Source organism: Pantoea sp. PGP6, from assembly GCF_053474785.1.
Map to the genome: position 1 here is coordinate 3647642 of NZ_JBQBMA010000001.1, position 26437 is coordinate 3674078.

Annotated in this window: 22 protein-coding genes; 7 read left to right on the forward strand and 15 right to left on the reverse strand. The window is 55.9% G+C overall.

Annotation, left to right across the window (positions count from 1 at the left end; genetic code table 11):
* Positions 1 to 15 precede the first annotated feature (15 nt).
* The 5 genes from surA to apaH are packed head-to-tail and all read left to right on the forward strand — an operon-like array spanning position 16 to position 4401.
* Positions 16 to 1311, forward strand: coding sequence for a peptidylprolyl isomerase SurA (surA, locus tag ACLIBF_RS17765; protein ID WP_031375998.1), 1296 nt, complete (start codon positions 16 to 18; stop codon positions 1309 to 1311).
* Positions 1301 to 2293, forward strand: a complete 993-nt coding sequence (gene pdxA, locus ACLIBF_RS17770; protein ID WP_031375999.1) for a 4-hydroxythreonine-4-phosphate dehydrogenase PdxA — start codon at positions 1301 to 1303, stop codon at positions 2291 to 2293. The genes surA and pdxA overlap by 11 nt, the downstream gene beginning before the upstream one ends.
* Positions 2286 to 3107 (forward strand): 16S rRNA (adenine(1518)-N(6)/adenine(1519)-N(6))-dimethyltransferase RsmA, encoded by an 822-nt coding sequence (rsmA, locus tag ACLIBF_RS17775; protein ID WP_448310194.1) that lies wholly within the window; start codon positions 2286 to 2288, stop codon positions 3105 to 3107. The genes pdxA and rsmA overlap by 8 nt, the downstream gene beginning before the upstream one ends.
* 3 nt (positions 3108 to 3110) lie before the next feature.
* Complete coding sequence (gene apaG, locus ACLIBF_RS17780; RefSeq protein ID WP_031376001.1) at positions 3111 to 3488, forward strand: Co2+/Mg2+ efflux protein ApaG; 378 nt, start codon at positions 3111 to 3113, stop codon at positions 3486 to 3488.
* A 55-nt stretch (positions 3489 to 3543) separates the two neighbouring features.
* The gene (apaH, locus tag ACLIBF_RS17785) at positions 3544 to 4401 is read left to right on the forward strand and encodes a bis(5'-nucleosyl)-tetraphosphatase (symmetrical) ApaH (protein ID WP_448310196.1); all 858 of its coding nucleotides are present in this window, start codon (positions 3544 to 3546) and stop codon (positions 4399 to 4401) included.
* 56 nt (positions 4402 to 4457) lie between these two features.
* On the opposite strand, the gene folA is transcribed toward apaH, so the two are convergent.
* The 10 genes from folA to ribF form a co-directional block, all read right to left on the reverse strand.
* Positions 4458 to 4940 (reverse strand): type 3 dihydrofolate reductase, encoded by a 483-nt coding sequence (gene folA / locus ACLIBF_RS17790; protein WP_031376003.1) that lies wholly within the window; start codon positions 4938 to 4940, stop codon positions 4458 to 4460.
* Positions 4941 to 5175: 235 nt separating this feature from the next.
* Entirely contained in the window at positions 5176 to 6315 is a 1140-nt protein-coding gene (locus tag ACLIBF_RS17795; RefSeq protein WP_448310197.1) for a porin, read from the reverse strand.
* A gap of 232 nt (positions 6316 to 6547) precedes the next feature.
* Positions 6548 to 9775: a carbamoyl-phosphate synthase large subunit gene (gene carB / locus ACLIBF_RS17800; RefSeq protein ID WP_031376005.1), complete on the reverse strand. Its 3228-nt coding sequence runs from the start codon at positions 9773 to 9775 to the stop codon at positions 6548 to 6550.
* 13 nt (positions 9776 to 9788) lie between these two features.
* Positions 9789 to 10937 (reverse strand): glutamine-hydrolyzing carbamoyl-phosphate synthase small subunit, encoded by a 1149-nt coding sequence (gene carA / locus ACLIBF_RS17805; protein ID WP_069728445.1) that lies wholly within the window; start codon positions 10935 to 10937, stop codon positions 9789 to 9791.
* Between the two features lie 468 nt (positions 10938 to 11405).
* Positions 11406 to 12221 (reverse strand): 4-hydroxy-tetrahydrodipicolinate reductase, encoded by an 816-nt coding sequence (dapB, locus tag ACLIBF_RS17810; protein WP_448310200.1) that lies wholly within the window; start codon positions 12219 to 12221, stop codon positions 11406 to 11408.
* 223 nt (positions 12222 to 12444) lie between these two features.
* Positions 12445 to 13398, reverse strand: coding sequence for a 4-hydroxy-3-methylbut-2-enyl diphosphate reductase (gene ispH / locus ACLIBF_RS17815; RefSeq protein ID WP_448310201.1), 954 nt, complete (start codon positions 13396 to 13398; stop codon positions 12445 to 12447).
* Complete coding sequence (gene fkpB, locus ACLIBF_RS17820) at positions 13379 to 13849, reverse strand: FKBP-type peptidyl-prolyl cis-trans isomerase (protein ID WP_031376009.1); 471 nt, start codon at positions 13847 to 13849, stop codon at positions 13379 to 13381. Before fkpB ends, ispH begins: the two co-directional genes overlap by 20 nt.
* Before the next feature lie 3 nt (positions 13850 to 13852).
* Complete coding sequence (gene lspA / locus ACLIBF_RS17825) at positions 13853 to 14359, reverse strand: signal peptidase II (protein WP_031376010.1); 507 nt, start codon at positions 14357 to 14359, stop codon at positions 13853 to 13855.
* The gene (gene ileS / locus ACLIBF_RS17830) at positions 14359 to 17175 is read right to left on the reverse strand and encodes an isoleucine--tRNA ligase (RefSeq protein ID WP_279810083.1); all 2817 of its coding nucleotides are present in this window, start codon (positions 17173 to 17175) and stop codon (positions 14359 to 14361) included. Before ileS ends, lspA begins: the two co-directional genes overlap by 1 nt.
* A 29-nt stretch (positions 17176 to 17204) precedes the next feature.
* Complete coding sequence (ribF, locus tag ACLIBF_RS17835; RefSeq protein WP_031376012.1) at positions 17205 to 18131, reverse strand: bifunctional riboflavin kinase/FAD synthetase; 927 nt, start codon at positions 18129 to 18131, stop codon at positions 17205 to 17207.
* A gap of 306 nt (positions 18132 to 18437) precedes the next feature.
* Between ribF and rpsT the strand changes: the two genes are divergently transcribed.
* Complete coding sequence (rpsT, locus tag ACLIBF_RS17840; RefSeq protein ID WP_006117633.1) at positions 18438 to 18701, forward strand: 30S ribosomal protein S20; 264 nt, start codon at positions 18438 to 18440, stop codon at positions 18699 to 18701.
* 38 nt (positions 18702 to 18739) lie between these two features.
* Here the strand turns inward: rpsT and nhaR are convergent, their stop codons facing one another.
* The 4 genes from nhaR to dnaK form a co-directional block, all read right to left on the reverse strand.
* Positions 18740 to 19657, reverse strand: coding sequence for a transcriptional activator NhaR (nhaR, locus tag ACLIBF_RS17845; RefSeq protein WP_069728486.1), 918 nt, complete (start codon positions 19655 to 19657; stop codon positions 18740 to 18742).
* Positions 19658 to 19677: 20 nt separating this feature from the next.
* Positions 19678 to 20850: a Na+/H+ antiporter NhaA gene (gene nhaA, locus ACLIBF_RS17850; protein ID WP_159222726.1), complete on the reverse strand. Its 1173-nt coding sequence runs from the start codon at positions 20848 to 20850 to the stop codon at positions 19678 to 19680.
* A gap of 162 nt (positions 20851 to 21012) precedes the next feature.
* Positions 21013 to 22158: a molecular chaperone DnaJ gene (gene dnaJ, locus ACLIBF_RS17855; protein WP_031376015.1), complete on the reverse strand. Its 1146-nt coding sequence runs from the start codon at positions 22156 to 22158 to the stop codon at positions 21013 to 21015.
* Between the two features lie 104 nt (positions 22159 to 22262).
* A complete protein-coding gene (dnaK, locus tag ACLIBF_RS17860) occupies positions 22263 to 24173 on the reverse strand; it encodes a molecular chaperone DnaK (RefSeq protein ID WP_031376016.1) in 1911 nt (636 codons plus the stop codon).
* Between the two features lie 303 nt (positions 24174 to 24476).
* Between dnaK and satP the strand changes: the two genes are divergently transcribed.
* Positions 24477 to 25046: an acetate uptake transporter gene (gene satP / locus ACLIBF_RS17865; RefSeq protein WP_279810084.1), complete on the forward strand. Its 570-nt coding sequence runs from the start codon at positions 24477 to 24479 to the stop codon at positions 25044 to 25046.
* Between the two features lie 38 nt (positions 25047 to 25084).
* Here the strand turns inward: satP and ACLIBF_RS17870 are convergent, their stop codons facing one another.
* Entirely contained in the window at positions 25085 to 26392 is a 1308-nt protein-coding gene (locus tag ACLIBF_RS17870) for an MFS transporter (protein WP_448310206.1), read from the reverse strand.
* Between the last annotated feature and the right edge of the window lie 45 nt (positions 26393 to 26437).

The following is a 26437-nucleotide window of genomic DNA, read 5'->3' on the forward strand; positions in this document are numbered from 1 at the left end:
AACAATGGATAAAGTATGAAGAACTGGAGAATGCTGATTCTTGGTGTGGCGATGAGTGCCAACACCGCGTTCGCAGCACCACAAGTGGTTGATAAAGTTGCAGCCGTGGTCAATAACGGCGTGGTTCTTGAGAGCGACGTGGACGGTATGATGAGCACCGTCAAATCTCAGGCCCAGCAGGCAGGTCAGCAGTTGCCAGATGACAAAACGTTGCGCCACCAGATTCTGGAACGTCAGATCATGGACAACATCATTCTGCAGATGGGCGAAAAAGCGGGTGTTGAGATCAGCGATCAGCAGCTGGATCAGGCCATTCAGAACATCGCTGCGCAGAACCACATGAGCCTTGATCAGCTGCGTAGCCGCCTGGCGTACGACGGCATGAACTACAGCACTTATCGCTCGCAGATCCGTAAAGAGATGCTGATTGCGGAAGTGCGTAACAACGAAGTGCGCCGTCGCGTCACCATCCTGCCGCAGGAAGTGGATACGCTGTCAACGCAGATCGCCTCCCAGAATAGCCAGGGTACCGAGCTGAACGTCAGCCATATCCTGCTGCCGCTGCCAGAGAACCCGACGCAGCAGCAGGTCGATGAGCAGGAAACCCTGGCCAAACAGCTGGTGGGTGAACTGAAAAACGGCGCAGACTTCGGCAAAATGGCGGTCACCTACTCGGCTGACTCACAGGCGCTGAAAGGCGGCAACATGGGCTGGGGCAAAATCGAAGAGTTACCTACCCTGTTTGCGCAGGCACTGGCAACCGCGAAAAAAGGCGACATCGTCGGTCCGGTTCGCTCCGGTGTCGGCTTCCACATTCTGAAGGTGAACGATCTGCGCGGTGAGAGCAAAAACGTCTCGGTCACCGAAGTGCATGCCCGTCACATCCTGCTGAAGCCGTCGCCAATTATGACTGATAACCAGGCACGTGCGCAGTTAGAGCAGATTGCTGCCGATATCCGCAGCGGGAAAACCACCTTCGCCGCCGCCGCCAAACAGTACTCTGACGATCCCGGCTCAGCTAACCAGGGCGGCGATCTCGGCTGGACCTCTCCGGAAGCCTTTGATCCGGCGTTCCGTGATGCGCTGCTGCGCCTGCAAAAAGGCCAGACCAGCCAGCCGGTTCACTCCTCTTTCGGCTGGCATTTAATCCAGCTGCTGGATACCCGTCAGGTGGATAAAACCGATGCGGCCCAGAAAGAGCGTGCCTATCGCATGTTGTTCAACCGTAAGTTTGCTGAAGAAGCGCAGACCTGGATGCAGGAACAACGCGCCAGCGCCTACGTGAAGATTCTGGATAACAATGCAAAGTAATGCCCGAGTGGTGATCACGCCCGGCGAACCCGCCGGGATTGGTCCCGATCTGACGGTGCAACTGGCCCAGCAGGACTGGCCAGTTGAACTGGTGGTGTGCGCCTCGCCGGCGCTACTGCAGCAGCGCGCAGCGCAGCTTGGCCTGCCGCTGACGCTGCGGACTTACCAGCCTGGCGTAGCGGCACAGCCGCAGCAGGCCGGCACGCTGACCATCCTGCCGGTCGATACCGCACAGCCGGTTACGCCAGGCGAACTCTGCGTGGCCAACAGCGATTATGTGCTGACCACGCTGGCGCGCGCCTGTGACGGTTGTCTGAGCGGTGAGTTTGCCGCCCTGATTACCGGCCCGGTGCATAAAGGCGTGATCAACGATGCCGGTATCGCCTTCACCGGTCATACCGAGTTCTTCGCCGATCGCGCAGGCGGCCATCGGGTCGTGATGATGCTGGCAACCGAAGCGCTGCGGGTGGCGCTGGCCACCACCCATTTGCCGCTGAAAGAGGTCTCTGCCGCGGTGACGCGCGAGTGCCTGCATGAAGTCATCACCATTTTGCATCACGATTTGCAGCAAAAATTCGCCATTGCCGAGCCGCATATTTACGTTTGCGGTCTTAATCCGCATGCGGGCGAAAGCGGCCACATGGGTCGGGAAGAGATCGACGTTATCATCCCGGCGCTGAATGAACTGCGTCAGCAGGGTATTCAGTTAACCGGCCCGCTACCGGCGGATACGCTGTTCCAGCCCAAATATCTGCAACATGCGGATGCGGTGCTGGCGATGTATCACGATCAGGGCCTGCCGGTGCTAAAATTTCAGGGGTTTGGCCGGGCGGTAAATATCACCCTTGGCCTGCCCTTTATCCGGACTTCAGTTGACCACGGTACCGCGCTTGAACTCGCCGGACTGGGTCAGGCTGAGCCGGGCAGCTTCATCACGGCGCTTAACCTCGCCATCACTATGATCAAGAGCAGTAATGAATAATCGCGTCCATCAGGGGCACTACGCCCGTAAACGTTTCGGGCAGAACTTCCTGAACGATCAGTACATTATCGACAGCATTGTCTCCGCAATCCACCCGCAGCGCGATGAAGCGCTGGTGGAGATCGGTCCTGGCCTGGGTGCCTTAACCGAGCCGGTGGGCGAACGCCTCGACAGCTTAACGGTGGTGGAACTGGACCGCGATCTCGCTGCGCGCCTGCAAACCCATCCGTTCCTCGGACCAAAGCTGACCATTTTCCAGCAGGATGCCATGACCTTCGACTTCGCCGTGCTGGCGCAGGAAAGAGGCCAGCCGCTGCGCGTATTTGGCAACCTGCCGTACAACATTTCGACCCCGCTGATGTTTCATCTTTTCAGCTATACTGGTTCGATCAAAGACATGCACTTCATGCTGCAAAAAGAAGTGGTCAACCGTCTGGTCGCCGGTCCGGGTAGCAAAGCCTACGGCCGTCTGACGGTGATGGCGCAATATTACTGTCAGGTGATTCCGGTGTTGGAAGTTCCTCCGCACTCGTTCACGCCGCCGCCGAAAGTTGATTCTGCCGTGGTACGCCTGGTGCCGTTTGCCGAGCCGCCACATCCGGTCAGCGACGTGCGTATCCTGAGCCGCGTGACCACTGAAGCATTTGGTCAGCGTCGTAAAACGCTGCGCAATAGCCTGAGTCACATGGTGACCGCCGGTGCGCTGGAAGAGTTGTCGATTGATCCAACCCTGCGGGCTGAAAACGTTTCGGTCGCGCAATATTGTCAGCTGGCAAACTGGCTGGCGAACCATCTGGGAAAATCGCAGGAGTAAGTGATGAGTGAAACGGCCCGCGTCTCGGTTCATGTGCAAAGCCAGTACGTCGCCTCGCAATCCTCACCGGATGACGAGCGTTACGTCTTCGCCTATACCATTACCATTCGCAACCTTGGCCGTTCACCGGTGCAACTGCTGGGACGCTACTGGCTGATTACCAATGGTAACGGCCGGGAAACCGAAGTTCAGGGCGAAGGCGTAGTCGGCGAACAGCCGCATATCGCAGCCGGCAATGAATTTCAGTACACCAGCGGTGCAGTGATTGAAACCCCGATGGGCACCATGCAGGGACACTATGTGATGATCGACGAACAGGGTGAAACCTTTCAGGTCGAAATCCCGGTTTTCCGCCTCGCAATTCAAACTCACATTCATTGATTTGCACGCCTGTTGCCCGCTTCGTCGGGCAAATTTTCATACTGGATAAAAGTCTATGAGCACATACCTGATTGGCGACGTTCACGGGTGCTACGACGAATTACGTGCGCTGCTGCTGCAGGTCGATTTCAATCCTCAGCAGGATACTCTGTGGCTGACCGGCGACCTGGTGGCGCGCGGCCCGGGTTCGCTTGAGGTGCTGCGCTACGTGAAATCACTGGGCGATGCGGTGCGACTGGTGCTGGGCAATCACGATCTGCATCTGCTGGCGGTCTACGCAGGTATCAGCCGTAACAAGCCTAAAGATCGCCTGACGCCACTGCTGGAAGCGGACGATGCGGATGAGCTGATCAACTGGCTGCGGCGTCAGCCGCTGTTACAGGTCGATGAAGAGCACAATCTGGTGATGGGCCATGCCGGTATTACGCCGCAGTGGGATATCGAAACCGCGAAAAAGTGTGCGCGTGAAGTCGAATCGGTGCTCGCCAGTGACAGCTATCCGCTGTTCCTGGATGCGATGTATGGCGATATGCCGAACAACTGGAGCGAAGACCTTACCGGGCTGGCCCGCCTGCGCTTCAGCACCAACGCCCTCACCCGGATGCGCTACTGCTTCCCGAATGGTCAGCTGGATATGATCTGCAAGGATGCGCCGGAGTCGGCACTGCCGCCGTTAAAGCCGTGGTTCAACATCGAAGGACCGGTGGCGCGTGACTATACCATTGTGTTCGGTCACTGGGCCTCGCTGGAAGGCAAAGGCACGCCAGAAGGAATTATTGGCCTGGATACCGGCTGCTGCTGGGGTGGCACGCTGACCCTGCTGCACTGGGAAAGCCAGCGCTACTATGTGCAGCCTTCCAATCGCCAGCAACCGTTGCCGGATGAGGTTATCTCTCAGCAATCCGCCGGCTGACCCGACAAACAAAAACGCCCTGCAATATGCAGGGCGTTTTTTTATTGCGATCGGGCTTAACGGCGGCGATCGAGGATCTCAAAACAGTAGCTGTGTGAGTTCTGTGCATCAGCGTCATGAAATTCGCTGAAGGTCGACTGCCACTCGTCCGGCTCGTAGTCCGGGAACTGAGTATCACCCTCCACTTCTGCATCAATGTGGGTCAGATAGAGACGGTCGGCACGCGGCAGCATCTGCTCATAAATCCGGCCACCACCAATCACCATAACCTCTTCAGCATCACCGGCGGCCTGCAACGCCGCATCCAGCGAGGTGACCCAGGTGACGCCTTCGGCGCTACCCGGCTTGCTGCTGACCACGATGTTCAGCCGGCCCGGCAGCGGACGACCAATAGATTCAAAGGTCAGCCGGCCCATAATCACCGGCTTTTTCAGCGTATTGCGCTTAAACCACGCCAAATCTGCAGGCAGGTCCCACGGCATGGCGTTCTCCATACCAATAATGCGATCTGCTGCTAATGCCGCGATAAGACTAATCATGTTAACCACTCACTGGAAAAAATTGGCGCCATCATACGTAAAGGCGAAACTTTCGTCGATAGCGAGAAAGGTCTATTTGAGTAAAGCTTTTTTGCCACCGCTTTTTTGCGCTGAGGCAGAGTTTTTCACCGTGCAATGACGATGGCTGGCCGCAGCACGCCAGAGATCCGGCTTATGCTGGTACAAAAGGAAGAGAGACAAATAAAAACGGCTCCCGCAGGAGCCGTCAGCGTAATCAGAAATCGTAGCGCAGACGCACCAGATTCATATCACCGAGGTTATCGGTGCTGGAGGTGAAGACGTGTTCGTAATCGACGCGGAAACCGTAGTCGAGGAACAGCGTCACGCCCAGTCCGTTATCGATGCGCTGGTAGTTACGGCCGTTAGCATATTCGATACGGTCACCCATCACGTAAGGCTGCACCGCTTTCAGACCATATTGCGCCACCGGGACTTTATAACCGGCAAAGTACTCAATGCCCCACGCGTCGCCAGCAAAGTAGTCATGCACATCTTTGCGCTTGGTGGTCATGAAGTTCTGATACCAGCCACCGCCTGCTGACAGGGTCCAGTTGCCTGGTGTCCAGCTCAGTGCGGTACCCAGAATGTTCTGGTCATAGTCTTTGCTGTCGCCGTTGTCCGGGTTACGCATCGCCGCATGCGTATAGTTCCACGCCGTGCCCCAGCTCAGATCGTCGGTAATGTGATAATCCAGCCCCAGCGAGCCGCCGCCTTTGCGCTTGTAGCGCAGGCCGTTACCCGGCAGGTATTCGTTATCCTCGAACAGATAAGAAGCGTAGAGATCGACATCGCCGAAGGTGTTTTTATACTTCAGCTGCTTACGCGAACGGTAAGATCCGTCATAGTCACCGTTGATTCCGTTGCCCGGTGCCTGGCCAATCATGTCGTAATCCCAGATATCGGTTTTAGCGCCGACCGTATCGTAATAAACGCTGTTCTGCTGGCCAAAGGTCAGCTGGCCCCAGGTCTTGCTTTTCAGGCCGGTGTAAAGCTGGCGACGGGTGGTGTTATTCGCGCCATCTGCGTAGTGGCGATCCCAGTCGAACACGGCGGGTACGTTGACGCCCAGCTCGTAGTAGCTGATCCAGCTGACATCATCAAACAGATAATAGTCAGCGCCAAAACGGAAACGGGTACCGCCGTCAAAGCCGTCGCGCTTGTAAGATTTGTCGTTCACGCCAGTCTGGTGATTAACCTGGGCACGAATACTGCCGCCCACGGTAAAGTTCAGCCGGCTAAGCGGATCGCCCGCCTGCGGGTCCTGTTTTAACAGGGTGATTTCCGCCTGGCTGGCGAAAGGAAGCATTGCCATCAGTGCAGCCACTGCACTCAGAGAAAAAGTACGCAGTTTCATTTTATTTATGTCCTGAAGCCGCTCTGGTAATGAGCGGCAGGCATAGTACTGATGAAAAATCTGTACAGGAAGTGTTTCATTTATAAAAATGTGCGAAACGGCGTTATTCGCACCGAAAGCTAAAAAATTAAGCCAAATCAGCAGCTTTAATTCAAATGCGTCTGTTTCTGATACGCGATTCAGGGCCAGCGAATGTCAAAAAAAACGGCCCCCGAAGGAGCCGTTGCGACGATTATTTCGCTTTGATTTGCGCGTGCATTTCCTGCACCGAGATAACCTGCTCGGTTGGATCAGCATTCAGCGCCATCGCCGTGGCGAATCCGCCGTTCAGCGTGGTGTCATAGTGCACTTTATACTGCAGTGCGCTGCGGCGAATCAGCTTCGAATCTTCAATCGCCTGACGTCCCGCGGTGGTATTGACGATGTAGGTATATTCGCCATTCTTCAGACGATCCTGAATGTGCGGACGCCCTTCATGCACCTTGTTGACCAGGCGCGGATTGATGCCCGCTTCACCCAGCACCACCGCCGTACCGTGAGTCGCATCCAGTTCGAAACCAAACTTCTGCAGCTTGGCCGCCAGGTCGACGATACGTTTCTTATCGCCTTCACGTACCGACAGCAGCGCACGGCCTGACTTCTTCATGTTGCTCTGCGCACCGAGCATCGCTTTGGCAAAGGCTTCAGCGAAGGTCCGGCCGACACCCATCACTTCACCGGTGGAGCGCATTTCCGGGCCAAGAATCGGGTCGACGCCCTGGAACTTGTTGAACGGCAACACCACTTCTTTCACCGAGTAGTAAGGTGGGATCACCTCTTCGGTCACGCCCTGCTCGGCCAGCGTTTTGCCGGCCATCACGCGCGCCGCTACTTTTGCCAGCGGCACACCGGTCGCTTTGGAGACGAACGGTACGGTACGGGCCGCACGCGGGTTGACTTCAATCAGGTAAACTTCGTTGTCTTTGACCGCGAACTGCACGTTCATCAGACCACGTACGTTGAGTTCAAACGCCAGCTTCTCAACCTGCTGACGCATCACATTCTGAATCTCCTGATTCAGGGTGTAGGCGGGCAGCGAACAGGCGGAGTCGCCGGAATGCACGCCAGCCTGCTCAATGTGTTCCATGATGCCGCCAATCAGCACCCGCTCACCGTCGCAAATCGCATCGACATCAACTTCTACCGCGTCATCAAGGAAGCGATCCAGCAGTACCGGCGCATCGTTAGAGACCGAAACTGCCGTCTGGAAGTAGCGCTTGAGGTCGATTTCGTCGTAGACAATCTCCATCGCGCGACCGCCGAGCACATACGAAGGACGCACCACCAGCGGATAACCCAGGCCGGCAGCTTTCTCAACCGCCTGCTCCAGCGTCGCTACCGTGGCGTTAGCCGGCTGCTTAAGGTTCAGGCGATCGACTGCCTGCTGGAAACGTTCACGGTCTTCAGCACGGTCAATCGAGTCCGGGCTGGTGCCGATAACCGGCACGCCGGCCGCTTCCAGTGCACGTGCCAGTTTCAGCGGCGTCTGACCGCCATACTGGACGATGACGCCTTTCGGCTGCTCAATGCGCACAATCTCCAGCACATCTTCCAGCGTGACCGGTTCGAAGTAGAGGCGATCAGAGGTGTCGTAGTCGGTCGACACGGTTTCCGGGTTACAGTTGACCATAATGGTCTCGTAACCGTCTTCACGCAGCGCCAGCGCCGCGTGAACGCAGCAGTAGTCGAACTCGATGCCCTGGCCGATACGGTTAGGCCCGCCACCCAGCACCATGATTTTTTCACGGTCCCGGTTCGGATTCGCTTCGCACTCTTCTTCATAAGTGGAGTACATGTAGGCGGTGTCGGTCGCGAATTCTGCGGCGCAGGTATCAACGCGCTTGTAAACCGGATGCAGGTTGAACTGCTGACGCAGCTTACGAATTTCGCTTTCGGCCACACCGGCCAGCGTCGCCAGACGTGCATCGGCAAAGCCTTTACGCTTCAGGGCACGCAGGAACGTATAGTCGAGGCTGTTCACCCCTTCGCGTGCGACCTGCTCTTCCAGCCGCACCAGCTCTTCAATCTGCACCAGGAACCAGCGGTCAATGTTGGTCAGGTTGAACACGCCGTCGACGGACATGCCAGCGCGGAACGCATCAGCGATGTACCAGATGCGGTCGGAACCGGCATCTTTCAGTTCGCGACGGATGCGGGTCAGCGCTTCCGGGTCGTCGAGATGAACTTTCGGGTCGAAGCCGTTGGCACCCACTTCCAGACCACGCAGTGCTTTCTGCATCGACTCCTGGAAAGTGCGGCCAATCGCCATCACTTCACCCACCGATTTCATCTGGGTGGTCAGGCGATCGTTAGCGCCGGCAAATTTTTCGAAGTTGAAACGTGGGATCTTGGTGACAACGTAGTCAATCGATGGCTCAAACGACGCTGGCGTTAAGCCACCGGTGATGTCGTTCATCAGTTCGTCGAGGGTAAAGCCGACCGCCAGTTTGGCCGCCACTTTGGCAATCGGGAAGCCGGTGGCTTTCGAGGCCAGCGCGGAAGAACGCGAGACGCGCGGATTCATCTCGATCACAATCAGCCGGCCGTTTTTCGGGTTGACTGAGAACTGCACGTTGGAGCCACCGGTTTCGACGCCGATTTCACGCAGCACCGCCAGCGAGGCGTTACGCATGATCTGGTACTCTTTATCGGTCAGCGTCTGGGCAGGCGCTACCGTGATCGAGTCACCGGTGTGGATGCCCATCGCATCAAAGTTTTCGATCGAGCAGACGATGATGCAGTTGTCATTCTTATCGCGCACCACTTCCATCTCATACTCTTTCCAGCCAATCAGCGACTCATCGATCAACAGCTCATTGGTTGGAGAGAGGTCGAGACCGCGTTCGCAAATCTCTTCAAACTCTTCGCGGTTATACGCGATACCGCCACCGGTGCCGCCCATGGTGAACGAAGGACGGATAATGCACGGGAAGCCGACATCTTCAGCCACTGCCAGCGCTTCTTCCATGGTGTGCGCGATGCCTGAACGGGCAGTATCCAGCCCGATGCTTTTCATCGCGACGTCAAAACGGCGACGGTCTTCGGCCTTATCAATCGCATCGGCAGTGGCACCAATCATGGTGACGCCAAACTCTGCCAGCACGCCCTGACGTTCCAGTTCCAGCGCACAGTTCAGCGCCGTCTGGCCGCCCATAGTCGGCAGTACCGCATCCGGACGCTCTTTTTCGATGATTTTACGTACCACTTCCCAGTGAATCGGTTCGATGTAGGTCGCATCGGCCATTTCCGGGTCAGTCATAATGGTCGCCGGGTTGGAGTTGACCAGAATGACGCGGTAACCCTCTTCACGCAGCGCCTTACACGCCTGCGCACCGGAATAGTCAAATTCGCAGGCCTGGCCGATCACAATCGGACCGGCGCCAAGAATCAGGATGGATTTTATGTCTGTACGTTTTGGCATGATTAGCTCCTGATTACTTCGCTTTCGAACGGAATGCGTCAATCAATTCAATAAAGTGGTCAAACAACGGCGCGGCATCGCCCGGTCCAGGACTGGCTTCAGGGTGGCCCTGGAAACTGAAAGCCGGCTTGTCAGTGCGGTGAATGCCCTGCACGGTCTTATCAAACAGTGAAATGTGGGTCACACGCAGATTAGTCGGCAGCTCGGTTTCATCAACCGCGAATCCGTGGTTCTGCGCGGTAATCATCACGCGGTTGTTATCGAGATCTTTCACCGGATGGTTACCACCGTGGTGGCCCAGCTTCATCTTGACGGTCTTTGCACCGCTGGCCAGCGCCAGCAACTGGTGGCCGAGGCAAATACCAAACAGCGGGATATCGGTGTTCAGAAATGCCTGAATGGCGGTGATCGCATAGTCACACGGCTCCGGGTCACCGGGACCGTTGGAGAGGAAAATGCCATCCGGGTTCAGCTTCAGCACTTCTTCCGCAGGCGTCTGAGCCGGCACTACCGTCAGGCGACAGCCGCGATCCACCAGCATCCGCAGAATATTGCGCTTGGCACCGTAGTCGTAGGCGACCACATGGTAAGGCAGCGCATCGGCTGATGACTGCTCTGGCAGTCCTCCTTCCAGCTGCCAGCTGCCCTGCTGCCAGCTGTAGGTTTCGGCCGTGCTGACTTCTTTCGCCAGATCCATGCCTTTCAGACCCGGGAACGCCTGGGCTTTTTGCAGCGCCAGCGCTGCATCCGGGTTGTCACCGGCGATGATGCAGCCGTTTTGCGCCCCTTTCTCGCGCAGTAAGCGAGTCAGCTTACGGGTATCAATATCGGCAATCGCTACAATGTTATTGCGCTGCAGATAGGCGGATAAGCCCTCTTCACTGCGGAAATTGCTGGCAATCAGCGGCAGGTCGCGAATAACCAGGCCCTGAGCGTGAATCTGACTGGATTCTTCGTCGGCGGCATTGGCACCGACATTGCCGATATGAGGATAAGTGAGAGTGACGATTTGGCGGGAATAGGAGGGATCAGTGAGGATTTCTTGATAACCGGTCATTGAGGTGTTGAAAACGACTTCCCCCACTGCCGACCCTGTTGCCCCGATGGCCCGACCGTGGAATTGGGTTCCGTCTTCCAGAACCAAGAGCGCTGACTTAATCAAAACATCCTCCAGGGAATAAACAGTCACAATATCTGCATATTAATTCAAAATAGTAGCCTGAATCAATGCAAAAACCGCCTGAATTGTCGATTTTTGGCAAATTGCGCGCATTCTAATGATCGACCTGGTACTTGTCTACCCTGAGCCGGAATTTTTTTACTATTATCTGCCTTCTGAACGTGAAACCGCGCATAAGCGGCAAAAAGAGAGGAAAACTCGGCGGAATAATCGTTTGCCAGACGGTAAAAAAGCGAAACAGCCAGCAGGAGACTGTTATTTTTGACCAAATGGTCAAAAACAGCGAAAGCGACAGAAAAAGATCACAGCAAATAACGACAAATAACACTTACGAGAGGAATTTTATCAGAGAGGATTATTTTTTATAAAATTAAGGGCAATGAAAACATTGCCCCTTTTCAATCAAGCCATTACCGATTGAAATAACCACATCACGATGGTTCACAACACTCACAACATCGACAAATCCAGCACATCACGCATGTCAAACAGGCCAGATTTCTTATCTTTCAACCAAAATGCCGCCTTAACCGCCCCCTTTGCAAAGGTCATTCGGCTTGAAGCCTTGTGGGTTATCTCTACCCGCTCGCCGATATCTGCAAACATTGCCGTATGCTCGCCGACGATATCCCCTGCCCGCACCGTGGCAAAGCCGATGGTCTGCGGCTGGCGTTCGCCGGTGTAACCTTCACGGCTGTAAACCGCATGCTCATCCAGTTTCCACTGCATGGCATCGGCAATGGCTTCCCCCATCGCCAGCGCGGTGCCAGAAGGCGCATCCACTTTGTGGCGATGGTGAGCTTCAATAATTTCGATATCCGCGTAGTCGCCCATGACTTTGGCGGCCTTCTCCAGCAACTTCAGCACCAGGTTAACGCCAACGCTGAAGTTAGCGGCAAACACGATCGCAATCTCTTCTGCGGCCGCACGGATCGCCGCTTTACCAGCTTCATCAAACCCGGTGGTGCCAATCACCAACGCTTTACCGTGCTCACGGCAGACAGCCAGATAATCCAGCGTGCCTTCAGGACGGGTAAAGTCGATCAGCACATCGAAATCATCGATCACCGCGCGTAGGTCGTCAGCGATGATGATGCCATTTTTGCCGATACCGGCTAATTCACCGGCATCGCTACCGATCAAAGAGGAGCCAGGACGCGCCAGTGCCGCACCCAGTTCCACCGCTTCCGTCTGCTGCGTCGCCTGGATCAGATTACGGCCCATACGACCCGGTGCGCCGACAATTGCAATACGGATAATTTTCATATTTATTCATTCCTAAAACAAAACTATGCATCCAAAGCGTGATCAGGTTAACCACGAGTTAACAGGCACGCCACTATTAATCAGGGATAATAAGAATTTTATGCCAGCCGCGCACGATTATCAGTAAAAGCAATCGCGATGGCGTAAAGTGCCGTGTCGGCTGTATAGAAAAACAAAAAAGGCCGAACTGAGTCGGCCTTTATTTTTGAATTACATCAGAAGGTTACTGCACTTCACGTACATCGACGCGCAGCTCTTTCGGCACTTCGAAGACGATATTCTCTTCCCGGCCAATCAGCTCAATCGCCGCTTCGCCGCCCATCTTACGCAAACGCTGGATCACCTGCTGCACCAGAATATCCGGCGCAGAGGCACCCGCGGTGACGCCGATGCACTCAACGCCCTTGACCCACTCTTCCTGAATATCATCTGCCGAGTCAATCAGCTTCGCCAGCTTACCGGCACGCTGTGCCAGTTCCGCCAGGCGGTTAGAGTTGGACGAGTTCTTCGAGCCGACCACCAGCACCACGTCTGCGTCACGCGCCAGAGTACGTACGGCTTCCTGGCGGTTGGTAGTGGCGTAGCAAATATCATCTTTACGCGGCCCGATAATCGACGGAAAACGCTGACGCAGCGCGTCAATGATATCAGAGGTATCGTCCACCGACAGCGTGGTCTGGGTCATGAAGCTGAGATTGCTCTCGTCTTTAACCGTCAGCTTAAACACATCTTCCGGCGACTCGACCAGGTACATGCCACCGTTGGGGTTGTTGTACTGCCCCATGGTGCCTTCTACTTCCGGATGACCAGCGTGACCAATCAGAATCGCTTCCACACCCTTACGGCTGGCGCGGGCCACTTCCATATGCACTTTGGTCACCAGTGGACAGGTAGCGTCAAACAGCATGGTGAGATTGCGCGCTTTGGCTTCTGCGCGCACGGCCTGAGAAACACCGTGCGCAGAGAAAATCAGAATCGCGTCATCCGGCACTTCGCTGATCTCTTCAATAAAGATCGCACCACGCTCACGCAGGCTGTTGACCACGTAGCGGTTGTGCACCACTTCATGACGCACATAGATCGGCGCACCATACATCTCCAGTGCGCGCTCAACAATACTGATTGCCCGATCAACGCCAGCGCAGAAACCGCGCGGATTAGCCAACAGGATTTGCATCGTTCGCCTCCAGCGCCGGATCAATTTCCAGCACCTCAATATCAAACTGAATGCGATGGCCTGCCAGCGGATGGTTGAAATCCACAGTGATGGAATCACCCGAGACTTCACGGATCACGCCTGGCATTTCGCTGCCGCCCATGCCGGTAAACAGCATAATGGCACCCACTTCTGGCTCGCCCGCATCGATAAAATCACGCCGGGAGAAGTACTGAATCAGATCAGGACTGACGCTACCGAACGCCTCTTCCGGTGCCAGGGTGAACTGTTTAGTTTCACCGGCTTTCAGCCCGAGCAACGCCTGTTCCAGCGCGGCCGACAGGCTGCCATCGCCCAGACGAAACAGCGCCGGCTTACCGTTTGCACGGGTCGATTCCGCCGTCGAGCCATCTTCCAGCTTCAGCGTAAAATGTACCAACACCGCGCTGTCGCGCTGTACAGACTCACTCATCACTTACCCTTTCTGTTTTGCCTGTTTGCCGGTAGGGCTGAGAAAGCCCTCCAGCACCACTAACGCCGCACCAATACAGATTCCGCAGTCAGCGATATTAAATGTAGCGAAGTGCCAGTTACCGACGTAGAAATCGATAAAATCGACCACAAAGCCGTGATAAGAGCGATCGAACAGGTTGCCTATCGCCCCGCCGATGATCAACGCATAAGCGATGTTGGCGATCTTCTGACTGGCACGGTTGCGATACATCATCACCAGCAGCGAGACCACAATTGCCAGCGCGATGCCGGCAAAGAACCAGCGCTGCCAGCCACCTTTGTCCGCCAGGAAACTGAACGCCGCACCGTAGTTGTGGGCGTAAAACAGGTTCAGGAACGGTATCAGCGGCTGCGTTTCGTGCAGCATCATGTTGTTCATCACCCACTGCTTACTGGCGAAGTCGACAACAATTACCACCAGCACCAGCCACAGCCAGCGCAATCCGGTTGATAAAATAGGTTTACGCATCAGGCAAATTTACGCTCTTCACCGTTACCGGCTACGTTGGTATAACAACGACCGCAGACCTCAGCGTGCTCCGGGTTCTGACCGACGTCGGTAGTGTAATGCCAGCAGCGCTGACATTTCTCGCCTTCCGCTTTATGCAGGGCAATTTTCAGACCTTTCAGCAATTCGCTCTGCTGCGCTTCGTCGTTCGCCAGGGCGTAATCCGCCACCTGCGCACCTGAGGTCAGCAGCACAAAGCGTAGCTCATTGCCCAGCGCCTGCAGTTTGGCTGCCAGCTCCGGCTCGGCATACAGCGTCACCGTTGCTTCCAGTGCACCACCGATGCGTTTGTCGGCACGCGCCTGCTCAATCACCTTGTTCACTTCACCGCGTACTTGCAGCAGCTCAGCCCAGTAGGCGTCGTTCAGCGCTTCATTGTCCGCCAGGCCAAACAGGCCCTGGTACCACTCTTCGGTGAAGACGTACTGAGCGCGTTCGCCTGGCAGGTAGCCCCAGATCTCATCCGCAGTAAACGACATGATCGGTGCCATCCAGCGCACCAGCGCTTCAACGATGTGCCACAGCGCGGTCTGACAGCTGCGACGCGCCAGGCTGTCGCCTTTGGCGGTGTACTGACGGTCTTTGATGATGTCGAGATAGAAGCTGCCCATCTCCACCGAACAAAACTGCATCAGACGCTGAATCACTTCATGGAAGTCGTAGTTTTCGTAGGAGGCGGTGATATCGGCCTGCGCCGCCTGTGCGCGGCCCACTGCCCAGCGATCCACGACCACCATCTCTTCCGGCTGCACCAGATCGGTGGCCGGATTGAAACCGCTGAGGTTAGCCAGCAGGAAACGTGCGGTGTTGCGGATACGACGATAGGCATCGGCAGAGCGTTTCAGGATCTCATCCGAAACCGCCATTTCGCCAGAGTAATCGGTAGAGGCGACCCACAGACGCAGAATATCAGCGCCCAGTTTGTTCATCACATCCTGCGGCGACACGGTGTTGCCGATCGATTTCGACATCTTACGGCCCTGACCATCCACGGTGAAACCGTGCGTCAGTACCTGACGATAAGGCGCTTTGCCTTTCATCGCCGTCGAGATCATCAGTGAAGACATAAACCAGCCGCGATGCTGATCCGAGCCTTCCAGATACATATCCGGGGTGTGACCGCCAAATTCAGGACGCGCATCGACCACCGAATAGCTGGTTGAACCGGAGTCAAACCAGACGTCCAGGGTGTCAGGCACCTTAACGTAGTGATCGGCATCGTCGCCCATCAGGTCACGCGGATCGAGATCCCACCACGCCTGAATGCCATCCTGCTCAACGCGCTGCGCCACTTTCTCCATTAGCGACAGGGTGTCCGGATGCAGCTGCTCTGTCTCTTTATGGACGAACAGCGCCATCGGCACGCCCCAGGTACGCTGACGCGAGATGCACCAGTCAGGACGGTTAGCCACCATTGATTCAATACGCGCCTGGCCCCAGTCCGGGATCCACTGCACGCCTTTGATCTCCTGCAGCGACTGCGCACGCAGGCCTTTCTGATCCATGCTGATGAACCATTGCGGCGTGGCACGGAAGATAATGGGCGTTTTGTGACGCCAGCAGTGCGGATAGCTGTGCAGCAGTTTCTCAACGTGCAGCAGCGCGCCTTTCTCTTTCAGCAGCTCAACGATCATGTCGTTGGCTTTAAATACGTTGACCCCATCCAGCGTCGGATAGGTGCCTGGCAGATAGCTGCCATCCGGGCCGACCGGATTGGCGGTTTCGATGCCATATTTCTGGCCGATGACATAGTCATCCGGGCCGTGGCCAGGCGCCGTGTGTACCGCACCGGTACCGGCTTCCAGCGTCACGTGATCGCCCAGCACCACCAGCGACTGAATCGCCAGGAACGGATGCTGGAATTTCTGCAGCTCCAGCGCCGCGCCTTTGCATTCGCCCAGCACACGCCATTCGCTGACGCCCGCGCGCTTCATCACGCTTTCGACCAGATCTTTCGCCAGGATCAGCGCACGACCATCGATCTGCAGCAACTGATAGTCAAATTCCGCGTTTAACGAGATGGCGCGGTTAGCCGGCAGCGTCCACGGCGTGGTGGTCCAGATCACCAGTGAAATCGGACCCTCAACCTGCGCAGCGCCAAAGGCCTGACGTACCGCATCGGCATCAATAGCGTTGAACATCACGTCAATCGAAGGGGAAGTCTTGTCGTAGTACTCTACTTCCGCTTCTGCCAGCGCAGAACGGCAATCAAGGCACCAGTGCACCGGCTTGGCGCCTTTGTGCAGGTGGCCGTTGTCGATGATTTTACCCAGCGCGCGAATGATGTTGGCTTCGGTCGTAAAGTCCATCGTCAGATAAGGACGATCCCAGTCGCCCAGCACGCCCAGACGAATAAAGTCTGCTTTCTGGCCTTCAACCTGTTCGGCGGCATATTTACGACACGCTGCGCGGAACTCGGCAGCGCTGACCTTCTCGCCTGGCTTGCCGATCATCTGCTCAACTTTGTGTTCGATAGGCAGACCGTGGCAGTCCCAGCCCGGTACGTACGGCGAGTCATAGCCCGCCATGCCTTTCGACTTGACGATAATGTCTTTCAGAATCTTGTTAACGGAGTGACCAATATGAATGCTGCCGTTCGCATACGGAGGGCCATCATGCAGGATAAAGGTTTTTTTCCCTTTTTTGGCTTCGCGGATAATGCCGTACAGGTTGTCAGCATTCCAGCGTTGCAACATTCCCGGTTCGCGTTTGGCCAGATCGCCACGCATCGGGAATCCCGTTTCCGGCAAATTCAGGGTAGATTTATAGTCACTCATCAGATTCTCGATTCCGTTTTTCGCTCAGGTTAACGCCCGAAGAACTGCCGGGCCGTTACCACATCTTTCGCAATTTGTTCTTTCAACGCCTCCAGTGAGGCAAAGCGCTGCTCGTTTCGTAATTTCTGCTTCAGCACCACGTCAATGTGCCGGCCATATAGATTCATATTGATGTCAAGCAGGTGAACTTCAAGCTGCTGGCGTAAACCTTTTACGGTCGGACGGGTGCCAATGTTGGCCACGCCGGGGATCGGCTCAGGTGTCAGGCCATGAACCTCAACCGCATAAACGCCTTTCACCGGCGAAACGCTGCGGCGCAGAGGAAGGTTAGCGGTCGGAAAACCCAGCGTGCGTCCCAGTGCATCACCGTGCACCACACGACCTGAAATACTAAAAGGGTGGCCTAACAGCGATTGCGCCAGCGCTAAGTCATCTGCGGCCAGTGCCTGACGCACGGCGGTGCTGCTGATGCGCTTGCCGCCGTCACAGAAGGTTTCAGTGCTGACAACATCAAAGCCATACTCCGCACCGGCTTTCTGTAATAACAGGAAATCGCCCTGGCGACCAGCGCCGAAGCGGAAGTCATCGCCCACCGCGAGGTATTTCACGTCGAGTTTTTCAACTAATAATTCGCTGATAAAACTCTGCGCCGACAGCGCCGCAAAACGGCGATCAAAGCGAACGCACAGCACTTTATCGACACCGGCTTCAGCCAGATAGCGCAGTTTTTCACGCAGACGCGTCAGACGCGCCGGGGCTTTGTCGCCAGCAAACAGTTCCAGCGGTTGCGGTTCAAAAACCATCACCACCACCGGTAAATTACGCTTCCGTCCCTCTTCACACAGGCGGGACATCAGCGCCTGATGACCGCGGTGCACGCCATCGAAATTACCAATGGTCAGAACGCAGCCGCGATGCTGCTCGTTAAGATTATGAATACCGCGGATAAACTTCATGGCTGACTCAAACCGGTGGAAATCGGCGGATTATACCCTTGAAACCGGCTAAGGTTAACCCGTCAGCACGCCTTTCATGCTTAACGGTGCGCATTTACTGGCGCGGAGGCCGCGGATAAGAATTTTGTCGCGAAATACTGTATTCAGCGAGGGGAAGCTGGTAGAATCTTGCGCCATCAAATACGTAACCGAGTGCTGCTCATAGAGCGACGCTTATTTGCACAAATCCATTGACAAAATCAGGTTGGAAGGGCATAGTCCTCGGCCTTTGATTTGTCTCTATAGAACACATTTGGGAGTTGGACCTTGGCTAATATCAAATCAGCTAAGAAACGCGCCGTAACATCTGAGAAACGCCGTAAGCATAACGCTAGCCGCCGCTCTATGATGCGTACCTTCGTTAAGAAAGTATACGCGGCGATCGCTTCAGGCGACAAAGCTGCTGCGCAGAACGCATTCAATGAAATGCAACCAATCGTGGACCGTCAGGCTGCTAAAGGTCTGATCCACAAAAACAAAGCTGCACGTTATAAAGCAAACCTGACTGCACAGATCAACAAACTGGCTTAATCGCCGCTTGTTCATCGCTTTGTTGAAAGAACCGGCTTTTACGCCGGTTTTTTTTCGTCTGTAACAGGGCGTGGAAACAGCGTGCTGAAGTCTGCATGACAGATGCGCTGTACCGCCGGATGCTGAATCATTCGCTCAGCAAAGATGATGTGATACTCCTCTAATACCGTATCCAGCCGCCCGACCTCTTCGATCACCTCACGCTGCCAGATATCCTGCCGGTCCAGCACCGGAGCGACAAAAATGGCATTCTGCCCGGCCCCGAACGCTTTCATTAACGCCGCATCATCAAATTCGCCCAGGATGTCGACCTGCAATCCCTGACTATTGATCCAGTTAAGAATCTTACGTCCCAGCATCGAACGGCGTCCCGGAATCAACAGCCGGCGCGTCTCCAGACAGGCCGGAAAAGGCCGCTCGGGCAGCGGCAGCGTTGACCAGAAGCTGACCGGACACTCGCCCAGCTTGACCGAAAACAGCCCCTCCTGCTGGGTCGAATCGATCGGGCAGTCAGAGATAATCATATCCAGCTTGTGCTGGCTGAGCTGCTCCAGCAGCATTTCATGGGTCGACTCAAAGCAGCGCAGATGAATCTTCTCATCCGCCACCACCGCCGTCTCCAGCACCTTGCTCACCAGTTGTTTAGACAGCGCGTCCGCCACGCCGACGTCAAACAGCAGATGCGACTCTTTGCGGTAGTTAACAATATCCAGCATCTCCTGGCCGAGCATGAACATCCGGTCCGCATAGCGGAACACCAGCTGTCCCAGCTCGGTCGGCACCAGCCCACGCCCCTGCCGGCGGAACAGCTTGCCCTGCAGGCGCTCCTCGAGCGCCTTAATCTGTCCGGTGATGGTTTGCGGCGTCAGGGAGAGCGCCTCAGCGGCACCGACAATCGATCCGGTCCGGCAGGCGTGCCAGAAGTAGTAGAGATGATTGTAGTTAATGTGCGACATCATTCCTCACTCCCAGCTGCTCAGCCGGCACGCTGTGCCAGACGCCGCCACAGAATCAGGTAGCCCAGCACCGCCGAGAGAATCGATCCGATCAGAATGCCCAGCTTCGCCAGGGTAATCAGTTCAGCATTAGTGTCGCCATAAGCCAGCGAGCCGATGAAGATCGACATGGTAAAACCGATGCCACATAACACCCCAACCGCTGCGATATCCTTAATGTGAGTATTTTCAGGCAGCCGGGCGAGGCCCATTTTTACCGCCAGCCAGCAGAACAGCGTGATACCCAGCGGCTTACCAATCAGCAGACCAGCAATGATGCCGAGCGGCAGCAGCGAGAACAGGCTGTCGAAGGAGACGCCGTCCAGCGAGACGCCGGCATTAGCGAAGGCAAACAGCGGCAGGATCAGCCAGCGCACCCACGGATGCAGCGCATGCTCAAGGTGGATTGCCGGTGAATGCCCCTCTTTCTTCGCCAGCGGGATCAGGAAACCCACCACCACACCGGCCAGCGTGGCGTGTACGCCTGACTTAAGCACCGCGGTCCACAGCACCATGCCCACCAGCAGATAGAGGCCGGTATTGCGCACGTTAAGCAGGTTCATCAGCGCCAGCACCCCAATCGCGGCGGCAGCGACGCCCAGTGACGCGACCGACAGATCGTGGGTATAGAACAGCGCGATAATCACAATCGCCCCGAGGTCATCAATGATCGCCAGCGCCATCAGGAAGATCTTCAAAGCCGGTGGCACCCGGTTGCCTAGCAGCGCCAGAATACCCAGCGCAAATGCAATGTCGGTGGCGGTCGGGATCGCCCAGCCGCTGCGCGTCTCAACGTCAGCGCCGTTAAACAGCAGGAACAGTATTGCCGGGGCCACCATGCCACCCAGCGCGGCGATCAGCGGAAAGATGGCCTGCTCACGTTTCGCCAGCGCGCCCATCACCAGTTCACGCTTAACCTCCAGCCCGACCATCAGGAAAAACAGCGCCATCAGCGCGTCATTGATCCACAGCAGCAGGTTTTTGTTGATATCGAGATCGCCGAAACGGAACTGCACCGGAATCGCCAGCAGATCGCGATAGCCCTGCTGCGTTGCGTCGTTATTGGCGAGGATCATCGCCAGCGCGGCGGCCAGGATTAATACCACGCCACCGGTGGCATCACTATGCAGGATTTTTTTTAGTCTGATATTCATACGCAGGGTCCTTCTCCAGAGATCAATCAAGGCTCTAAGAATACCGATAATGATAGCTCGAAAAAAACAGATTATTTAGCGTATATCACTCGGAAAAGACGAGTTATGGTAACAGGCAAAAAAAAGCCAGCGACAATGCGCTGGCTTCAGAGGGTGATGCGCTTAACGGGTTAAGTCATCAAAGAATTTTTTCACGCCGTCGAAGAAGCTTTTGGAGCGCGGGCTGTTGTGTTCACCGCTCGGGCCACCAAAGCTCTCTTCCAGTTCACGCAACAGCGCTTTCTGTTTCTCATTGAGGCTGACAGGCGTTTCCACCACTACCCGGCACAGCAGATCGCCGACCGCGCCGCCGCGTACCGACTTCACGCCGCGTCCACGCATGCGGAACAGTTTGCCGGTCTGGGTTTCAGACGGCACTTTGAGCTTCACGCGACCATCCAGCGTTGGCACTTCAATCTCACCGCCCAGTGCTGCCATTGCAAAGTTGATCGGCACTTCACAGTAGAGGTTGTTCTCTTCACGTTCGAAAATCGGGTGTTTCTTCACCGATACCTGAACGTAGAGATCGCCGGCTGGTGCGCCCTGCTCACCCGCTTCACCTTCACCGCTCAGCCGAATGCGGTCACCGGTGTCGACCCCGGCCGGGATTTTCACTGACAGCGTTTTCGACTTCTCTACCCGGCCATGACCATGACAGGCATTGCACGGATCTTTAATCACCGAGCCACGACCGTGACAGGTCGGACAGGCTTGCTGTACGGTGAAGAAGCCCTGGCGCATCTGCACCTGGCCGGCACCGTGACAGGTCGAACAGGTCTGAGGCTGCGTGCCCGCTTTCGCGCCGCTGCCGTGGCAGACGTCACACTCTTCCAGCGTTGGAATGCGGATCTCTTTGGTCACGCCGCGTACCGCTTCTTCCAGCGACAGCTCCATGTTGTAGCGTAAATCGGCGCCACGGGCTGCGCGCTGACGGCGGCCACCACCAAAGATGTCACCGAAAACGTCGCCAAAGATATCGCTGAAATCTGCGCCGCCGCCACCAAAGCCGCCGCCGCCGAATCCACCGCCGCCCATGCCGCCCTGTTCAAAGGCTGCGTGGCCATATTGATCGTAAGCCGCCCGCTTCTGCGCGTCGGTCAGGATTTCGTAGGCTTCCTTAACCTCTTTGAATTTGGCTTCGGCCTCTTTGTCACCGGGATTACGGTCCGGGTGAAACTTCATTGCCAGGCGTTTGTAAGCCTTTTTGATTTCACGCTCGTCTGCGGATTTGGCGACGCCTAAAATCTCGTAGTAATCACTCTTCGCCATATTTATTTAGCCCTTAACATGATCGCACGGGCGTGGAGAGAACTCCTACGCCCGTGCTGGTTTCAACGGCTGTCAGGCCAACCGTCGCGCCCGGTCAGGGGCAATTATTTCTTGTTGTCTTTCACTTCTTCGAATTCAGCGTCGACAACGTCGTCATCTTTCTTCGCTGACGCATCGCCGGCATCCGCCGCACCCGCCTGAGACTGCTGTGCTGCTTCCATCAGTTTGCCGGACACTTCCATCAGCGCCTGCATTTTGGCGTCGATTTCCGCTTTATCTTCGCCTTTCAGCGCGGTTTCCAGTGCAGCCAGCGCAGCTTCGATAGGTGCTTTATCGTCAGCGGTCAGTTTGTCGCCCGCTTCATCCAGCTGCTTACGCGTGCTGTGGGCAATCTGGTCACCCTGGTTACGCGTCTGTACCAGCTCTTCGAACTTACGGTCAGATTCGGCGTTCGCTTCCGCGTCGCGCACCATTTTTTCGATCTCTTCATCGTTCAGACCAGAAGAGGCTTTAATGGTGATTTTCTGCTCTTTACCGCTGTTCTTATCTTTCGCTGACACGTGCAGGATACCGTCCGCATCGATGTCGAAGGTCACTTCGATCTGCGGCATACCGCGCGGTGCAGCCTGGATACCGTCGAGGTTGAACTGGCCCAGTGACTTGTTGTCATTGGCGCGCTTACGCTCACCCTGCAGCACGTGAATGGTCACGGCTGACTGGTTATCTTCAGCAGTTGAGAACACCTGGCTGTGCTTGGTCGGGATCGTGGTGTTCTTGCTGATCAGCGACGTCATCACGCCACCCATGGTTTCGATACCCAATGACAGTGGGGTAACGTCCAGCAGCAGCACATCTTTCACGTCGCCGCCCAGTACACCACCCTGAACCGCTGCACCCACTGCAACCGCTTCATCCGGGTTCACGTCTTTACGTGGCTCTTTACCAAAGAACTCAGTCACTTTGGCCTGAACCAGTGGCATACGAGTCTGACCACCGACCAGGATAACGTCGTTGATGTCAGAAACGGACAGACCGGCATCCTGCAGCGCAACTTTCAGCGGCGCGATAGAACGGGCAACCAGATCTTCGACCAGTGATTCCAGCTTCGCACGCGTCACTTTGATGTTCAGGTGTTTAGGACCGGTCGCATCAGCCGTGATGTACGGCAGGTTCACGTCGGTCTGCTGAGCAGAAGAGAGCTCGATTTTCGCTTTTTCTGCCGCTTCTTTCAGACGCTGCATCGCCAGCGGATCGTTGTGCAGATCGATGCCCTGATCTTTCTTAAATTCAGCCACCAGGTAGTTGATCAGGCGGCTATCGAAGTCTTCACCACCTAGGTGAGTATCACCGTTGGTTGCCAGTACTTCGAAGGTTTTCTCGCCGTCAACTTCGTCGATCTCAATGATTGAGATATCGAAGGTACCGCCACCCAGGTCGTAAACTGCGATGGTGCGGTTGCCCTGGCCTTTATCCAGACCATACGCCAGCGCTGCTGCCGTTGGTTCGTTGATAATACGCTTAACTTCCAGACCCGCGATACGGCCGGCATCTTTGGTCGCCTGACGCTGCGCATCGTTAAAGTAGGCCGGAACGGTAATAACGGCTTCAGTTACTGGCTCACCGAGGTAATCTTCGGCGGTTTTCTTCATTTTTTTCAGCACTTCAGCAGAGATCTGCGGCGGTGCCATTTTCTGACCTTTCACTTCCAGCCAGGCGTCACCGTTGTCTGCATTGGTGATTTTGTACGGCATGATTTTAATGTCACGCTGTACTTCTTCGTCCTGGAAGCGACGACCGATCAGACGCTTAATCGCGAACAGGGTGTTCTGCGGGTTGGTCACTGCCTGACGTTTAGCCGGTTGACCGACCAGAGTTTCGCCGTCCTGCGTGTAAGCAATAATTGAAGGCGTGGTGCGATCGCCCTCGGCATTCTCCAGCACGCGTGCTTTAGTGCCATCCATGATCGCAACACAAGAGTTGGTTGTACCCAGGTCAATACCAATAATCTTACCCATCTAAACATCTCCCACTTAAATTCGTTGCCAATTTGGGTTGTGAACCTTTTATGTGGGCGAGTTGTTTGCATTCAACCTGCCAGCACATGCTTTTTTTCCAACGTTCACAACGCTCGATGACAAGTAAATGGGGCCGCTTCGATGCGCATCAAGGGTTAAACCAAAAAAAATTTTTCAATATTGGCCCTGTTGGGATCAAAGACCGTGGGCAGGACACTGAATATGATGCGGCGCTCTGCTCACCTCGCGGATCGAGGCTGAGACCTTTTTTATCATCAATGATCATTTTACCGCCGAGGAACTATGGCAAATTCAACACTGGCTAACCCTGCCCCGCTGGGATTAATGGGATTTGGCATGACAACCATCCTGTTAAATCTGCACAACTCGGGCCTGTTCGCCATGGACGTGGCGATTCTGGCCACCGGCGTTTTTTATGGTGGTATTGCGCAGGTGCTGGCCGGACTGCTGGAATACAAAAAGAACAATACCTTTGGGCTGACCGCGTTTACCTCTTACGGCATGTTCTGGCTGAGCTTTGTGGCGATACTGTTGCTGCCGCAAATGGGCCTGACAAAAGCCACTGACCCACACTTTCTGGGAGCCTGGCTGGCCCTGTGGGGCATCTTCACGCTCTTTATGTTCGTCGGGACGCTGAAGGGTGCGCGGATGCTGCAGTTTGTGTTTGCCTCGCTCACGCTGCTGTTTGCCCTGCTGGCGGTAGCGCATCTCGCCGATCTGCCGGCTCTGGTGCCGTATGCCGGCTGGGTGGGTATCGTCTGTGGTGCCAGCGCCTGTTATCTGGCCATGGGTGAAGTGCTGAACGAAACCTTCGACCGTACCATTCTGCCGATTGGCGCAAAGCCGGTCTGATTGCGTTAACACGCGGAGCCCGGCTCCGCGTGTCGCTACTACGCCTGTTTCACCGCCTCAGGCAGGCCAGGCGCATGGCTGATATCACGCCGCAGCCAAATCCCGGTAACCAGTCCTGCCAGCGCCAGCGCCATCACATACCAGCACGGTGCCATCACTGAAACATTCATCAGCAACGACACACAGATCGGCGTCAGGCCGCCAAAGATCGCATAGGAAAGATTGTAGGAAAAAGAGAGTCCGGTGAAGCGCACTTCCGGCGGAAAGGCCCGCACCATCACGAACGGCACCACGCCGACCACGCCGACGCTCAGCCCGACCAGCCCATACAGCAGGAACAGCTGCTGCGGATAGAGTGCGGTCAGGTGATAAAACTGCCAGCTGCAAAGTGCCAGCAGCACACTACCGGCACACAGCGTACGGCTGGCACCAAAACGGTCAGCCGCCATACCGGCAATAATACAGCCGAAGCAGAGCATAATAGTGGCGATGCTGTTGGCCTGCAGGGTCAGCGCAGGCGCCATCCCTTGCTGCTTCTGCAGCCAGACCGGTGACATCAGGATCACCACCACAATGCAGGCGGAGAGCAGCCAGGTCAGCAGCATTGAGATCACAATCGATTTCTTATGATTCGCCAGCATGGTTTTCAGCGGCAGGGTTTCGGCCAGCGCTTTGCGCTGCTGCATCTCAGTAAACACCGGCGTTTCATGCAGCCAGCGACGCAGGTACATCGCAGCCAGTCCAAACAGGCCGCCGAGGAAGAACGGGATACGCCAGCCGCCATCATGAATCGCCTGCGGTGACAGTGAGGTATTGATCAGCGTCGCCACCACCGAACCCAGCAGAATACCGACGGTCAGCCCGGCCGTCAGCGTGCCGCAGGCGATGCCGATGCGTTTATAGGGCACATGCTCAGCGACAAATACCCAGGCGCCCGGCACTTCGCCACCAATCGCCGCTCCCTGCAACATGCGCATCAGCAGCATCAGCAACGGTGCGGCGATACCGATAGTCTGATAAGTCGGTAGCGCGCCCATCATCAGTGTCGGTAACGCCATCAGCAAGATGCTCAGACTGAACATCTTTTTACGCCCGACCTTATCGCCAAAGTGCGCCATGATGATGCCGCCCAGCGGACGCGCCAGATAACCTGCCGCAAAGATGCCAAAGGTTTGCAGCTGACGCAGCCATTCCGGCATGTCGGCGGGGAAAAACAGTTCGCCAATCACCGTGGCGAAGAAGACAAAAATAATGAAGTCGTAAAATTCCAGCGCGCCGCCCAGAGCGGCCAGCGCCAGCGTTTTGTAATCTTTGCCAGTCAGGCGCTGAGCAGGTGTCGGATTCATAATATTCCACAGGCAAAAGAAAAAGGTTGTAAAGCTGGGCTTACT

What these genes read in the sequence shown, in the direction of transcription:
- surA (WP_031375998.1), top strand. Translation starts at nt 16, where the DNA reads ATGAAGAACTGGAGAATGCTGATTCTTGGTGTGGCGATGAGTGCCAAC.
- pdxA (WP_031375999.1), top strand. Translation starts at nt 1,301, where the DNA reads ATGCAAAGTAATGCCCGAGTGGTGATCACGCCCGGCGAACCCGCCGGG.
- rsmA (WP_448310194.1), top strand. Translation starts at nt 2,286, where the DNA reads ATGAATAATCGCGTCCATCAGGGGCACTACGCCCGTAAACGTTTCGGG.
- apaG (WP_031376001.1), top strand. Translation starts at nt 3,111, where the DNA reads ATGAGTGAAACGGCCCGCGTCTCGGTTCATGTGCAAAGCCAGTACGTC.
- apaH (WP_448310196.1), top strand. Translation starts at nt 3,544, where the DNA reads ATGAGCACATACCTGATTGGCGACGTTCACGGGTGCTACGACGAATTA.
- folA (WP_031376003.1), bottom strand. Translation starts at nt 4,940, where the DNA reads ATGATTAGTCTTATCGCGGCATTAGCAGCAGATCGCATTATTGGTATG.
- ACLIBF_RS17795 (WP_448310197.1), bottom strand. Translation starts at nt 6,315, where the DNA reads ATGAAACTGCGTACTTTTTCTCTGAGTGCAGTGGCTGCACTGATGGCA.
- carB (WP_031376005.1), bottom strand. Translation starts at nt 9,775, where the DNA reads ATGCCAAAACGTACAGACATAAAATCCATCCTGATTCTTGGCGCCGGT.
- dapB (WP_448310200.1), bottom strand. Translation starts at nt 12,221, where the DNA reads ATGAAAATTATCCGTATTGCAATTGTCGGCGCACCGGGTCGTATGGGC.
- ispH (WP_448310201.1), bottom strand. Translation starts at nt 13,398, where the DNA reads ATGCAAATCCTGTTGGCTAATCCGCGCGGTTTCTGCGCTGGCGTTGAT.
- fkpB (WP_031376009.1), bottom strand. Translation starts at nt 13,849, where the DNA reads ATGAGTGAGTCTGTACAGCGCGACAGCGCGGTGTTGGTACATTTTACG.
- lspA (WP_031376010.1), bottom strand. Translation starts at nt 14,359, where the DNA reads ATGCGTAAACCTATTTTATCAACCGGATTGCGCTGGCTGTGGCTGGTG.
- ileS (WP_279810083.1), bottom strand. Translation starts at nt 17,175, where the DNA reads ATGAGTGACTATAAATCTACCCTGAATTTGCCGGAAACGGGATTCCCG.
- ribF (WP_031376012.1), bottom strand. Translation starts at nt 18,131, where the DNA reads ATGAAGTTTATCCGCGGTATTCATAATCTTAACGAGCAGCATCGCGGC.
- nhaR (WP_069728486.1), bottom strand. Translation starts at nt 19,657, where the DNA reads ATGTCGCACATTAACTACAATCATCTCTACTACTTCTGGCACGCCTGC.
- nhaA (WP_159222726.1), bottom strand. Translation starts at nt 20,850, where the DNA reads ATGAATATCAGACTAAAAAAAATCCTGCATAGTGATGCCACCGGTGGC.
- dnaJ (WP_031376015.1), bottom strand. Translation starts at nt 22,158, where the DNA reads ATGGCGAAGAGTGATTACTACGAGATTTTAGGCGTCGCCAAATCCGCA.
- dnaK (WP_031376016.1), bottom strand. Translation starts at nt 24,173, where the DNA reads ATGGGTAAGATTATTGGTATTGACCTGGGTACAACCAACTCTTGTGTT.
- satP (WP_279810084.1), top strand. Translation starts at nt 24,477, where the DNA reads ATGGCAAATTCAACACTGGCTAACCCTGCCCCGCTGGGATTAATGGGA.
- ACLIBF_RS17870 (WP_448310206.1), bottom strand. Translation starts at nt 26,392, where the DNA reads ATGAATCCGACACCTGCTCAGCGCCTGACTGGCAAAGATTACAAAACG.